The organism is Rummeliibacillus sp. TYF-LIM-RU47 (assembly GCF_008638315.1).
Classification (GTDB): Bacteria; Bacillota; Bacilli; order Bacillales_A; family Planococcaceae; genus Rummeliibacillus; species Rummeliibacillus stabekisii.
In genome coordinates this window covers 696110-709573 of record NZ_VVIR01000001.1, presented here as the reverse complement: position 1 = coordinate 709573, position 13464 = coordinate 696110, and the positions used below count along the sequence as shown (strand labels likewise).

13 protein-coding genes are annotated in these 13464 nt (G+C 37.8%); 5 read left to right on the top strand and 8 right to left on the bottom strand.

The window, feature by feature from the left end; all coding sequences use genetic code 11:
- Window positions 1-314: 314 nt before the first annotated feature.
- The gene (gene def, locus F0527_RS03450; protein ID WP_066785034.1) at window positions 315-869 is read left to right on the top strand and encodes a peptide deformylase; all 555 of its coding nucleotides are present in this window, start codon (window positions 315-317) and stop codon (window positions 867-869) included.
- A gap of 41 nt (window positions 870-910) precedes the next feature.
- Here the strand turns inward: def and F0527_RS03445 are convergent, their stop codons facing one another.
- Window positions 911-1684: a Cof-type HAD-IIB family hydrolase gene (locus F0527_RS03445; protein WP_150283825.1), complete on the bottom strand. Its 774-nt coding sequence runs from the start codon at window positions 1682-1684 to the stop codon at window positions 911-913.
- A gap of 269 nt (window positions 1685-1953) precedes the next feature.
- Between F0527_RS03445 and F0527_RS03440 the strand changes: the two genes are divergently transcribed.
- On the top strand, window positions 1954-2163 hold the full coding sequence (locus F0527_RS03440) for a DNA-dependent RNA polymerase subunit epsilon (RefSeq protein WP_066785028.1): 210 nt from the start codon (window positions 1954-1956) through the stop codon (window positions 2161-2163).
- Window positions 2164-2166: 3 nt separating this feature from the next.
- On the top strand, window positions 2167-3834 hold the full coding sequence (gene rnjA / locus F0527_RS03435) for a ribonuclease J1 (protein WP_066785020.1): 1668 nt from the start codon (window positions 2167-2169) through the stop codon (window positions 3832-3834).
- A gap of 48 nt (window positions 3835-3882) precedes the next feature.
- Here the strand turns inward: rnjA and F0527_RS03430 are convergent, their stop codons facing one another.
- The 6 genes from F0527_RS03430 to aceA form a co-directional block, all read right to left on the bottom strand.
- Window positions 3883-4542 (bottom strand): potassium channel family protein, encoded by a 660-nt coding sequence (locus tag F0527_RS03430; RefSeq protein WP_066785017.1) that lies wholly within the window; start codon window positions 4540-4542, stop codon window positions 3883-3885.
- A gap of 196 nt (window positions 4543-4738) precedes the next feature.
- Window positions 4739-5194: a TlpA disulfide reductase family protein gene (locus F0527_RS03425; RefSeq protein WP_066785014.1), complete on the bottom strand. Its 456-nt coding sequence runs from the start codon at window positions 5192-5194 to the stop codon at window positions 4739-4741.
- Between the two features lie 79 nt (window positions 5195-5273).
- Complete coding sequence (locus F0527_RS03420; RefSeq protein ID WP_066785011.1) at window positions 5274-5822, bottom strand: peroxiredoxin; 549 nt, start codon at window positions 5820-5822, stop codon at window positions 5274-5276.
- A gap of 339 nt (window positions 5823-6161) precedes the next feature.
- Entirely contained in the window at window positions 6162-6284 is a 123-nt protein-coding gene (locus F0527_RS16950; RefSeq protein WP_190323377.1) for a YhfH family protein, read from the bottom strand.
- Between the two features lie 34 nt (window positions 6285-6318).
- On the bottom strand, window positions 6319-7920 hold the full coding sequence (gene aceB / locus F0527_RS03415) for a malate synthase A (RefSeq protein ID WP_150283824.1): 1602 nt from the start codon (window positions 7918-7920) through the stop codon (window positions 6319-6321).
- A 192-nt stretch (window positions 7921-8112) separates the two neighbouring features.
- Window positions 8113-9402 carry an isocitrate lyase gene (aceA, locus tag F0527_RS03410; RefSeq protein ID WP_150283823.1) on the bottom strand — a complete coding sequence of 430 codons (1290 nt, stop codon included), beginning with the start codon at window positions 9400-9402 and terminating at the stop codon, window positions 8113-8115.
- Between the two features lie 166 nt (window positions 9403-9568).
- Between aceA and F0527_RS03405 the strand changes: the two genes are divergently transcribed.
- A complete protein-coding gene (locus tag F0527_RS03405; RefSeq protein ID WP_223823516.1) occupies window positions 9569-10240 on the top strand; it encodes a LytTR family DNA-binding domain-containing protein in 672 nt (223 codons plus the stop codon).
- A gap of 52 nt (window positions 10241-10292) precedes the next feature.
- On the opposite strand, the gene F0527_RS03400 is transcribed toward F0527_RS03405, so the two are convergent.
- The gene (locus tag F0527_RS03400) at window positions 10293-12434 is read right to left on the bottom strand and encodes a M28 family peptidase (protein WP_150283822.1); all 2142 of its coding nucleotides are present in this window, start codon (window positions 12432-12434) and stop codon (window positions 10293-10295) included.
- A 472-nt stretch (window positions 12435-12906) separates the two neighbouring features.
- On the opposite strand from F0527_RS03400, the gene F0527_RS03395 reads away from it, so the two are divergent.
- Window positions 12907-13449: a helix-turn-helix domain-containing protein gene (locus F0527_RS03395; protein WP_066784997.1), complete on the top strand. Its 543-nt coding sequence runs from the start codon at window positions 12907-12909 to the stop codon at window positions 13447-13449.
- Window positions 13450-13464 lie beyond the last annotated feature (15 nt).

Sequence of the window (13464 nt, the reverse complement as noted above, 5' to 3'; positions counted from 1 at the left end):
GAAAATTATAATACAACTATTATTTAAGTCCAGTATACTGTTTTATAATTTATCGGTCAATGCAAGTAGCAGAGTTAAAAATTCAATCTCATATAGTTTATTGCAAGGAACCTGTATTATAAAGTGCGAATAACCTGTATTATACTACAGTGATTTTTTTACTACCTTTACTAGCACAGTTTACCCCAATTTATTTATTACCTTTTTAATATGTATTAAAACAATGTTTTCATCCTTCTGAGGTTCTTTTACTATTGTGGGATTTTGGGTGTGCGTTATAATAGAAAAGAACTTTTTTTGAAAGGAAGAGCAAAATGATTTTAATGCACGATATTATACGAGAAGGAAATCCAACTTTGCGTGCTGTCGCGAAAAACTTGTCCTTCCCCCTTACAGAAGAGGAAAAAAAATTAGGTGAAGACCTACTTCAATTTTTGATAAATAGCCAAGACGTAGAATTAGCCGATAAACATGGTTTACGGTCAGGAATTGGAATTGCTGCACCTCAAGTAGATGTATCAAAAAGAATGTTCGCTTTGCATTTACCAGACAGTGCGGGCAAGCAAATCAGCCTAATTGCCGTCAACCCCAAGATAGTAAGCCATTCTGTAGAAGAGGCATACGTTCCTTCTGGTGAAGGATGCCTTTCAGTAGACCGTGATGTGCCCGGCTATGTACCTCGCCCAGCACGCATTACGGTCAAATTTTTCACACTTGATGGTGAAGAAAAGAAAATGCGGTTAAAAGGATTGCCAGCTATTGCTTTCCAACATGAGCTGGATCACTTAAATGGTGTAATGTTTTATGATCACATTAACAAAGATAATCCATTTGAAAAGAAACCAAATGCCAATCCGCTGGAAGATTAAAAAAAAGGACTTGATGAGCCAACATCAAGTCCTTTTTTTAATTACCACAACCCCAATTTTTTCATGGCTTTAGATAAACCATCGTCATCCACATGATCTGTAACAAACGTCGCTGCTTCTTTAGCTTTCGGATGTCCATTCCCCATTGCTACACTTGTCCCTGCAGCTTGTAGCATTTCAACGTCATTTAATCCATCTCCAAATGCAATTGCATCTTCTATTTCAAATGCAGTATGTTTTAAAAATTGCTGAATGCCATACGCTTTTGATACTTCTCTATTGATTACATCAACTGAAAACTCATGCCAACGAATAAATTTTAATTCAGGAAATAGGTTTGCATATCGTTCCTCACCTTTTTCGTCTACGTACAATAATATTTGATAGGTATTGGATTGTTTATAATACTCGGCATCTACTTCCGGCATAGGATAGAATAAGGAATCCATGCTCGTACGCACTTTGACATCATCCTTAGCTGCTGATGTCATCCTCACGTCATCCAAAAATACAACAGGATTATTCTCTTCCTCTGCTTGGACCACCAGTTTCTCCACTATCTCCATGGGAATCGGTCGTTCAGATATCACTTTTCCTTTATAAACGACATACTGCCCGTTAAAGCTAATAAATGAATTTAAGCCAAGCTCCTCTAGTACCGGTTTTAGGAAGAACGGAGAGCGACCTGTCGCTATGACGGCTTCATGTCCATTTTCCTCAGCTTTTTTGATTGCCTCATATGTTGCAGGGGGCAATTTTTTCTCCGAATTGTATAACGTACCATCAATATCAAAAAATAAAATTTTCTTATCCACTTGTTAATCCCAACCTTTCTGTCTGTTAAGTGAATTTTCTTTACATTTTCTTTTTAAATGAATATAATAGGGGCAAGGAGTGATCTGCCATGTTCAAACGTCTTAAAAAACAATTGTTGAAAAGGCTTCGTGGCTTGCTCGAGAAAAAAACGATCGCTTAAAGTTATGTTGCCCTTCATATTTTGAAGGGCTTTTCTTTATTTTAGTTTACCTACGTGCTAATATAAAGGAAATGAATTTATTTTGAACGTGTTAAAGGAGAGCAAACAATGATTTATAAAGTATATTATCAAGAAAATATCCTTGAAGTGCCTGTTCGCGAAAACACTAAAAGCTTGTATATTGAAGCTGATGAAGTGCGCGAAGTCCGCGAGAAGCTTCAAGGGCGCGGTTATAACATCGAGTACATCCAATCGCTTGAAGGAAACTACTTGGAATATGAAAAAGCAAGCGAAGATTTCAAATTGGAGAATATCTAATTAATGAAATTCGTCAAAAATGACCAAACTGCAGTTTTCGCACTCGGCGGACTGGGCGAAATCGGCAAAAATACGTATGCTGTTCAATTTCAAGACGAAATAATCTTGATTGATGCCGGCATTAAATTTCCAGAAGACGATTTACTAGGGATTGATTATGTAATTCCCGATTATACCTATCTTGTTCGAAATGTCGATAAAATTAAAGGTTTATTTATTACCCATGGTCATGAAGACCATATCGGCGGCGTTCCATATTTACTTCGCCAAATTAATGTCCCTGTATATGGAGGCAAATTGGCGCTTGGGTTGTTGCGTAATAAGTTGGACGAGCATGGATTGCTTCGCCAAACAAAGCTAATTGAAATCCAGGAAGATGATGTCATCAAATTCCGTAAAACTTCAGTAAGCTTCTTTAGAACAACACATAGTATCCCAGATGCATACGGGATTGTAGTCAAGACACCACCTGGCAATATCGTGCATACGGGTGACTTTAAATTCGATTTCACACCAGTTGGCGAGCCAGCAAACTTGACAAAAATGGCTGAAATCGGGCGCGATGGCGTTTTATGTTTACTGTCCGACAGTACTAATGCCGAACGTCCTGAATTTACTATGTCGGAACGCAAAGTTGGCGAAAGCATCGATGAAATTTTACGCAAAGTAGAATCTCGCATTATTTTCGCAACATTTGCTTCTAACATCCACCGTTTAAAGCAAGTAACAGATGCTGCTGCTAAACATGGCCGCAAAGTCGCTGTATTTGGACGTAGTATGGACAATGCCATTAACATTGGCCGTGAGCTTGGTTATATTACTGCACCTAAAGAAACCTTTGTAGATGCACAAACATTAAATCGCCTTCCTGCCAATGAAGTGATGATTTTATGTACCGGAAGCCAAGGTGAACCAATGGCTGCATTATCACGAATTGCTAACGGTACACACCGTCAAATTCAAATACAGCCTGGAGACACTGTTGTGTTCTCTTCTTCACCGATTCCTGGTAATACAACCAGTGTAAATAAGATTATCAACTTATTGTACCGCGCTGGAGCTGAAGTTATTCATGGATCATTGAATAACATCCATACTTCTGGTCATGGCTCACAGCAAGAACAAAAGTTAATGCTGCGTTTAATTAAGCCAAAATTCTTTATGCCAATTCACGGTGAATACCGCATGTTGCGTATGCATGGAGACTTGGCAGAAGACTGCGATGTACCAGCAGATAATATCTTTATCATGGAAAATGGTGAGGTATTGGCATTAAGTGCTAATGAAGCTCATATTGCAGGCCGGATACCATCAGGAGCTGTTTATATTGATGGGAATGGTATTGGAGATATCGGCAATATTGTTTTGCGCGATAGACGGATTTTATCAGAAGAAGGTCTTGTTATTGTCGTCGTTAGCGTAGACATGCAGCTACAAAAAATGGTTGCAGGCCCTGACATCATTTCACGCGGTTTCGTTTATATGAGAGAGTCTGGTTCGATGATTAATGAAGCACAGCAAATGTTAAGCAAACACTTGCAACAGCTCTTAATTGAAAAAACCCCTCAATGGACGGAATTAAAGAATGAAATTACTGATCTTCTAGAGCCATACCTATTTGAAAAAACAAAACGGCGCCCAATGATTTTGCCGATTATTATGGAAGTATAATAGATTATAATAAGGCCTCCAATAATTAATTGGAGGCCTTGTTTTCGCTTAATTCAGCATTTTCTTCTCAAAGCGGCTAATATCATCGTCTTCTCCGATGACAATTAATATATCACCTTCATGTATAACATCCTCTGCTTGAGGTGATACAATAATTTCTTTTTCTCTTTTAATAGCCACAATGTTGATGCCGTACCGTGCACGAATATCTAATCCTATAATGGTATGGCCTTCAAGTAGATGATTTGCCTTTATCTCCATAATCGAGTGTTCATCTGACAACTCTAAGTAATCCAAGACATTATTAGACATCATATTGTTAGCAATCCGAATGCCCATATCACGTTCTGGGTGTACCACGTGATCAGCACCAATCTTCCGTAGCACTTTTTCATGGTAGTCATTCTGCGCTTTTACTGTAATTTTTTGTACACCAATTTCTTTTAAAATTAATGTCGTTAGGATACTCGATTGAATATCATCGCCAATGGCTACAATAACATGTTCAAAATTACGTATACCTAATGATTTAAGTACAGATTCGTCTGTTGTATCTGCTACAACTGCTTGAGTAGCAATTGACGCAAACTCATCCACACGCTCTTGTTGCTTATCGATGGCCATTACATCCGCATCTTGTTGAACAAGTTCTTGAACAATACTGCCTCCAAAACGGCCTAATCCAATCACAACAAATTCTTTCTTCATGCCAAATACCTCCGATTTCCCAGCACTTCCTACAAGGTTCTGTATCCATTTTAACAAACAACGTAAAAACATGCTCAGGAAATTTATATTATCTTGAATACTATCTATTCTACATTGTGAGCTGAATCCTTGTTCTCATTCACAGAAAAAGACAGCTGTCTGTACATTAGCTGTACAAACAACTGCCTCCGAATGCTTATTCAGCATTTCTTACTTCATCAAGTACACGATTGACACGTTTTTCAAGCATTTTCATGCCGCTACCGCCAGCTTGGAAGTGGCGTAGCTTACCGTCTTTATCGAATACATAGTAAGCTGGAACGTATTGGTTTTCAAAAGCATCTGTTAATTTCATATCACTGTCTACAAAAATAGGTTGAGTGATACCATGTTCGTTAGCTACCTCTTTGATTTCTCCTAAATCTAGGTCTTTCTCAGAGCGTGGCATATGAACTGCAATAACATTTAGCTCATCTTTATATTGATCACGGAAGTTGTTTACATCCGGCATAGCTTCCTTGCATAAATGGCAGCTAATAGACCAGAAATGAATAAGTGTTGGTTTATCGCCTACTAGCTCACTTTTTGTCACTTGGCCATTTAACCAAGCTGTTTCGCCTTGTAATTCAGGCATATCTGCGCGTAATTTCATGCTATTCACCTCTTCATTTAGTTAACATCTGTTTAAAAAAGGGACCTAACATGTTGTTAGTCCCTTCGCTTTGCAATGCTTAGCCTTTCAACGTAGCATCGCCAGGACGCCAGTTTGCTGGGCAAAGACCGCCAGTTTGCAATGCTTGAAGCACGCGCAATGTTTCGTCTACATCACGGCCAATGTTGTTGTGGTTTACAACTTGGTATTGTAGTTCGCCTTCTGGGTTAATAATGTATAAGCCACGCAATGCAACGCCTTCATCTTCAATAAGCACGCCATAGTCACGTGATACACGTTGGTTGTGGTCTGCAGCTAATGGGAATTTCAACTCGCCAATACCGTTTTGGCTACGGTCAGTGTTGATCCATGCTAAGTGTGTATGAACTGTATCAGTTGAAACGCCGATTACTTCAGCATCTAAATCTTCAAATTCGTCGTAACGGTCTGACATTGAAGTGATTTCAGTAGGACATACGAATGTAAAGTCCATTGGATAGAAGAAAAGAACTGTCCATTTGTCATTTTTCATGTTTTCTTCTAAGCTTACTGTGCCAAATTCTTTATTAGGCATTACTGCTTGCATTTCGAATACTGGTGCTTGTTTTGCTACCATACGTTCTGCCATGATAAATCCCTCCAAAAGTTAATATAAATGTAAGTAGCTTATTGCTACGATCCACATTCTACAATAGCAAATAATACTATTAAACGCAAAGGTTTCATGGTATATTTTGAATATTTGATTATTCCTTTTCTAATATTACGAGTTGAAACAAGTTTTCATAAAGTCATCTGGATATACCAATCTTTTCTATTCCCTTCTTATAAGTTGTAGTGCTTCTCTGCCACTCCTATGCGAGACATAAAAAATGTCCCCATCATTATATGAGGACACGGAAATATTGTTATTCGATTGAATGCCAAAATTTATAATCCTTCCTTTGTCTCAAGCATTTCTCTATTTTTATTCCTCTTTCGCTCCTAAACACCGTTCACACTCATATAATGTGGATTCTACTTGTTCCACTATTTCACAACCACATTCTAAGCAAAGCTTCGGATACTTTTGAGTGTTTTCGTTTTTCATTAGATCTCCTCCTTAAAATGTTTTTCTCCCTTTATCAAATAGACTGATAGCTTGGAATGGTTAGAAATTCTTCAAATGTATCTTGGAGAATTAAACTCTTGAAAATGTCTGTAGCCTTGTCTAATCGGCTTTGCATATAATTCTCTTCACCAAGTTGTTTTTTTAAAATCGAAACTTCTTCTTCTAAAATTTTTTGTACATAACGTGCGTCTATTTTTTGTCCATCAATTGTATTTCCTTTTTTATGCCGTATCCATTGCCAAATTTGTGTACGTGAAATTTCCGCAGTAGCCGCATCTTCCATCATATTATAAATCGGCACAGCACCATTCCCTCTCAGCCAAGATGCAATATACTGAACGCCAACACTACAGTTGAGCCGTACTCCTTCTTCTGTAATGGAACCAGTTGGCACTTCTAATAAGTCCGTTGCTGTTACATGCACATCTCTTCGTTTACGATGAATTTGATTAGGTGTCTTCATATAGTAATCAAATTGCTCCATTGCAACTTGCACTAAGCCTGGATGCGCCACCCATGTTCCATCATGACCATCCTTTGCTTCCCTCATCTTATCCTCTCGTACTTTTTCGAACGCTAATTCATTCGCTTGTGGATTGTCTTTAATAGGGATTTGGGCAGCCATGCCGCCCATGGCTGGCGCATTGCGCTTATGACATGTCTGGATACATAATTGCGTATAAGCTCTCATAAATGGCGAATTCATGGTTACTTGGCTTCTATCTGGCAAAATGACTTCATGATGGTTACGTAATCGCTTAATATAACTAAAAATATAATCCCATCTGCCGCAATTTAAGCCGGCAGAATGCTCTTTTAATTCATATAATATCTCATCCATTTCAAAAGCTGCTGTAATGGTTTCAATCAGGACTGTTGCTTTTATTGTTCCTTTTGCTAGCTCCATGTACTCCTCTGAGTAAGTAAAGATATCATTCCATAACCTTGCTTCCAAATGGCTTTCAAGTTTCGGCAGATAGAAATATGGACCTGTGCCTTGAGCAATTAACTCTTTTGCATTATGGAAGAAGTATAATCCGAAATCAAAGAAGCTCCCTGCTACAGGCTCACCATCGATCTCTATATGCCTTTCTTCCATATGCAATCCTCTTGGTCTTACGATTAATGTAGCCACCTTGTCATTTAATCGATAGACTTTCCCGTTTGAAGGTTGTGAATAAGAAATAGTTTTTCGTATGGCATCAAACAGATTCACTTGGCCGTCAATCATATTTTCCCATGTGGGTGAAGTAGCATCTTCAAAGCATGCCATAAATAATTTGGCTCCTGAATTTAGCGCATTAATGACCATTTTCCGTGATACTGGGCCTGTAATTTCCACACGGCGATCCTGTAAATCCTCAGGTAATGGTGCGATTTCCCATGTGCTTTCACGAATTGATTTTGTTTCCTCTAAAAAATCTAGTGTGCCTCCAGCATCTAATTGACATTGCCGCTCTTGCCGAAAATGCAATAATTCTAAGCGGCGTTGATTGAACTGACGATGCAAAGACGAAACAAACCGAAGTGCTTCTGCTGACAGAATTTGTTTTGTTGATTCGTTTTCTATTCCTTTAATCTTGATGGATCCCGTGACTGTTTGTGGGGTACTCATTGGCAACAATCCCTTCTTATTTTCATTTAAATGCTTGCCATCAATGCGCGATAAATTGAAACTTCATTCAGTGGGGGGTTTTTATCCCCTACTGAGTGTTAGTTGAACCAATCGGGCTTTTACGGGCAGTTAACCCCCACTTAAACTTCTCCGTTACATACTTACGTTTTGAAGTGGGGGTCTTACTGCCCGTTAATGCGGGATAAATTGAGCTGTTTCAGTAGAACCCTCCATTGCTGTTGTAGATGATGTCCCTCCAGAAATGACCTGAGATACTTCATCAAAGTAGCCCGTACCCACTTCACGTTGATGTTTAGTTGCTGTATATCCATCACGTTCGCTTGAAAATTCTTCTTGTTGAAGTTTTGAATAGGCAGCCATTCCGTTGTTTTTATAATCAACCGCTAGTTTAAACATGCTGTGATTCAACGAATGGAACCCTGCTAATGTAACAAATTGGAATTTATATCCCATTTTCGCCAACTCTTTTTGATACTTCGCAATCGTCTCCTCATCTAAATTTGCTCTCCAATTAAAGGAAGGTGAACAATTGTATGCAAGCATTTTGCCTGGATATTGTGCATGGACGGCCTCTGCAAATTGTCTTGCTTCTTCTAAATCCGGCTTAGATGTTTCACACCATATTAAATCGGCATAAGGAGCATAAGCTAGGCCTCGCTCAATCGCCTGATCGAGTCCAGCGTATGTGCGGAAAAATCCCTCTGGTGTTCGCTCGCCTGTTAAAAATTTCGCATCGCGCGGATCAATATCACTCGTGACCATATCCGCAGCATCTGCATCTGTCCGGGCAATCAGGATAGTTGGTACTCCGCATACATCCGCAGCTAATCGTGCAGCGACTAAATTACGAATAGCATTTTGTGTTGGAAGCAACACTTTACCGCCTAAATGGCCACATTTCTTTTCTGATGCTAATTGGTCCTCCAAATGCACACCTGCTGCCCCTGCTTCAATCATCCCTTTTATTAACTCAAAAACATTTAGTGGCCCTCCAAATCCTGCTTCTGCGTCGGCAATAATCGGAGCAAACCAATCAAAGCTGTCTTCTCGTCCTTCAACAACATCAATTTGGTCCGCTCTTTGCAATGCTTGATTGATACGTTTGACCACTTGTGGCACTGAATTGGCGGGATACAAGGATTGATCAGGATACATTTGCCCAGATAAATTGGCATCTGCTGCTACTTGCCATCCACTAAGATAGATAGCTTGTAAACCAGCTTTTACTTGTTGTACTGCTTGATTGCCGGTCAGAGCTCCTAGCGCATTAATATAGTCTTCATGCTGCAGTGTGTCCCATAAACGTTTTGCGCCTTTTTCAGCTAACGTATGCTGAATGTCTACTGAACCCCGAAGCTTAATTACCTCTTCCGCACTATACGGACGTTTAATGCCTTCCCATCTTTCATCGTTTGCCCAGCTCTTTTCAAGTTCCTCAATTTGTTTTAGCCTTGTCGTCATTTGAATCACACCTTCCGACTTTTTATTATTCTACTGTTGCACAACAGATTAAGTTGTTATAATGTAATATATAACAGTAATGCTTTTTTGTATTATTTTTTGGATAAAATACAACTATTTATCGATGAAACATTGTTTTTGCATGACAAACAAGGGGGCTTTGAATGTGAGAGATAATGACATCATGTTTTTGACAAAGAATTTAGCGGAACAGTATTATAATCTGATGAGTGATTGGTTGCCTGAGGAATCTTCAGTAGCAATAGCAGTAGGCGATACGTACGTTTATTTTAATGGCTGCCAAAAACTTCAATTATTTAATGGCAAAAAAGTAGAGGCTGGAAGTATAGTAGAACGCGTCATTAAAGAAGGAAGAAAAATCGAGGAGTTAATGAACGAAGCTTTTTTAGAAAAACCTTTTTATGGGATTGGTTACCCAATTACTTTGATGGGTGAAGCTGCTGTGTTATTGGTAATTTTATCTCCCCTTTATCAAGAAATAAAAAATGATCCAATCCGTTTTGTAACAGGCAAACAACAAGATGAATGGGTATTAGTTCCACTTGAAAAAATTACGTATTTTGAAAGCTTAAATAAAAAGAATTGGTGTTACACAGATGATAAGCAGTATACAGTAAACACAACATTGAAGAACCTTCAGAAAAAGCTGCCGAAAGATTTTCTTAGAATCCACAGATCTTATATAATCAATATCCACGCTATCGATCGTATCACCCGAGATTTTTCCTCCAATTTAATGATCCATATGGAAGATGGAACTGGACTTCCAGTTAGCCAAACCTACTTAAATGAAGTAAAACGCTTACTGGATATATAACTCATAAAAACCCCGCAAAAGTAGTTTCTGCTTTTGCGGGGTCTTGTGTTCATTATTTGATTTTTTCCAACTCAGCATTCAATTGCTGTACATCATTATTTTCTTCTTTTACTGTCTTTTTCAGCAATGAAACTTCATTTTCTAATGCTTTTTCTAATTCTATTGTTTCTGCATCTAAATTAGCTTTTGGCTTCTTGCTTTTTTCTTGAAGTGCTGAAATGACATCATATAAGTCTTCATGACCCATCACTCTGCCTGCTCCCCACATTAAACGGTCTGCAGGCTGGTTCATTACATAATCAGTAAAGTACTGATATGTTTCTTTATCAAAGTCATAGGCATACCAGTTATTATCAACGGCAAACAAGTAGTCATCAAGGGCTTTTTGAGCTTTCCCCTTCTCTAGTGCTTTAATAGCAGCGGATAAGTTTTCAATATTATTTTGCGCATGTTCGTGAGGGAAAATAGGTTCATCCTCCCATGTTAGACGAACAAATTGATCTTGCGCCAATTTAAATGTGTGAAGTAACTTACTGTTTACATCACGGCTTTCTTTATATAATTTCGCAGCTTTTTTATCTTCGCCTGCTTGTAGTGCTTTTGCATACGCACTATTGATATCATTTACCTTTTTATTTGCCTGTTTTGCAGTGCTAATAGCTTCATCAATCGTACTAATGAGTGTGTCGCTTGAAACATTCGAGTCTTTTAATACATCCTGCTTCAATGTCTTCTTCATTTCTTCTAAACGTGTTGTGAAGTTTAGCGGCGATACTGCTGTTTGATCATATTGCATAGCCAATAATCCATATAAATTCATATTAAATTGCAGTGCTTTAATATTATTTGTTTTTTCATTATCGAATTGTGAGTGGTAATGTGTATGCATAAATTCACTATCCTGAAAATCATTACGCAATGCTGGAACACCAGCTAACGAGAATGAAAAATCATCAGACCACGTACGGAGTGGCGCTACTACAGAAATCCCTTTTTTATATACACCTTTGACTGTCGGTACAGTTTTGGCAAATTTCGTAAGGAAGTCTTTGTATTCATATACTGCTCGGATTTCATTTGTCTTCGTATGTTCATATGCAGGTAACTCAAAATTCAAATTGGCAATTGCCTTGCCTACCCATTCAGGATGAACACGGAAGATTTGATTGTAGGCACCTGTAGACCAGTCGTATCTTGTATTGCTTACTCCCCATTCTTCCGCTGCTAATGCATTAAAAATGATAGTTTTTTGGGGTTTATAGCCACTATCTACTAATCCTTTTGCAATTCCCATCAATAATCCTATGGACGCATTATCATCTTGGAATCCATCAAAATAGGAATCATAGTGTCCTGATAAAATTACATATGAATCCGGGTCTTTCCCTTCAATTTTCCCGTAGTAATTATATGTTTTCTGATCTTTTTTCACTGTGGATTTGGCATCAAAATCAACCTGTAATTTATTATGTTGTTTTTTTAATGCTGCTTTTAATAATTCAGCGTCATTTTGCGACATAGAAAATGCAGGAGCATCATCAGGCCCACAAATATCCTGTGCATTTAAGGCATTTCCATCTACTTCTGCATATCCCTTGCTCTGTACTGCAATGACAGCAGCAGCTCCTTTTAAGTGTGCTTGATATGTTGGATAATTAATCCACCAATCCTCACGCTGATTAATATCTATAAGAACTAGCTTACCTTTAACATCAAGATTCTCTAAATCAGCCGCTGTCCCTCTGTTGGCATATACAACATCAAAAGTTTTAGGTCCTTTCGTATCAAAGTTCGTTTGATATCCGCCAAGAACAGCCAAATGTGTTTTTCCTTTGGCATCTGTAAACTTCAGATCTGCTTTTTTAAAGGTCCAGCTATCGACTGTAATCTCATCTTTCGAAACATCCGTAAGCCCGATTTTTTTCATTTCATTTGCTATTTTCTTACCTGTTTGCAATTCAGCAGTTGATCCAGCTGTTCGATAGCCTAGCTTCTCATTTGTTTTAAATTGCTCTAAACTTTTCGCAAACTCATAAGAATAATTTGCATCTGCTAGCTTTAGATAGCTCTTCGAATCTGTTGTTTCCACTGCTTTCTTTTGTTTTTCCTCTGTACTATTTTTCTCCGGCGTACATGCCACCAATGTAGTTGCGATCAGCGAAATCGCCAATGCACCACCTAAAAATCTTTTCATCAACCACATTCCTTTCCACTAAAATTACTTTGTTACTAGGAATCTTTATTCCCTAATTGCGAGAAAATTCAATCATACTTTTGCTATTCTAGCGAAATCAATTTTTTTCACAAAAATTATTAAATGATAACTTTCAACAAATAGCAATTACTTTTTTTATCAAAAACTTTTATTCTTTCCTTTTATTTCTTATGTAAATGCAAAATTTGATACAGTAAAAAAATGTTAGTGTTAAATGCTTGAGGGTAAAGGAATAGTGTCATTGAATTAAATAAATTGATAAAGAATATTATTTTAGAAAAAAAGGTTGAAAAATATGTCCTATTTTGTATAATAGAATACGTTTCACTAAACTAAAAGTTTTGTCTTAGTAAACTTGTGTTACTTAAAGTTCACCATAAGTAAACTTCCAATAAATGAAAATATAACTCTTACTAAAGAAAACACTAAAAATAGAGGAGGAATGCATTTGATGCAGATAGGTAAAAAAATCAAACGCCTGCGATTGAAAAAAGGTTTGACGCAAGAAGAACTAGGCGAAAGAACCGATTTGAGCAAGGGCTATATATCCCAGGTAGAAAGGGATTTAAACTCCCCCTCTATTGAAACACTATTTGACTTACTAGAAGTATTGGGTTCTACCCCAAAAGAATTTTTTGATGATGAAATTGAAGACCAAAATGTTGTCTATACAGACGAAGAGCATACGACTTTTACAGATGACAAGAAGGGGTATTATTTAAAATGGTTAATCCCCACTTCAAATGAAAAAGAAATTGAGCCAGTGATGATTGTTTTTGAAGAGAATGGCGAATTCAAAAAGTTTGAGCCCTCCTTGTCTGAAACATTTATCTATGTACTATCTGGTCGGGTAAAACTGGTTTTAGGCAAACAAGAATTCGTTGCTTCACAAGGCAGCTCTATTTACTTTGATGCTTCTAACCATCATCAGTTGTTCAACGACTTTGCAGGTAAAACGGAAATTTTACTCGTTGCAACAGAATCTTATTTATAGCTTAGGGGGACCCCA

Coding starts and splice junctions, on each gene's coding strand:
- F0527_RS03430 (WP_066785017.1), bottom strand. CDS start 4,542: ATGAAGAAAGAATTTGTTGTGATTGGATTAGGCCGTTTTGGAGGCAGT.
- aceA (WP_150283823.1), bottom strand. CDS start 9,402: ATGACGACAAGGCTAAAACAAATTGAGGAACTTGAAAAGAGCTGGGCA.
- F0527_RS03420 (WP_066785011.1), bottom strand. CDS start 5,822: ATGGCAGAACGTATGGTAGCAAAACAAGCACCAGTATTCGAAATGCAA.
- aceB (WP_150283824.1), bottom strand. CDS start 7,920: ATGAGTACCCCACAAACAGTCACGGGATCCATCAAGATTAAAGGAATA.
- def (WP_066785034.1), top strand. CDS start 315: ATGATTTTAATGCACGATATTATACGAGAAGGAAATCCAACTTTGCGT.
- F0527_RS16950 (WP_190323377.1), bottom strand. CDS start 6,284: ATGAAAAACGAAAACACTCAAAAGTATCCGAAGCTTTGCTTAGAATGT.
- F0527_RS03440 (WP_066785028.1), top strand. CDS start 1,954: ATGATTTATAAAGTATATTATCAAGAAAATATCCTTGAAGTGCCTGTT.
- F0527_RS03395 (WP_066784997.1), top strand. CDS start 12,907: ATGCAGATAGGTAAAAAAATCAAACGCCTGCGATTGAAAAAAGGTTTG.
- F0527_RS03400 (WP_150283822.1), bottom strand. CDS start 12,434: ATGAAAAGATTTTTAGGTGGTGCATTGGCGATTTCGCTGATCGCAACT.
- F0527_RS03425 (WP_066785014.1), bottom strand. CDS start 5,194: ATGAAATTACGCGCAGATATGCCTGAATTACAAGGCGAAACAGCTTGG.
- rnjA (WP_066785020.1), top strand. CDS start 2,167: ATGAAATTCGTCAAAAATGACCAAACTGCAGTTTTCGCACTCGGCGGA.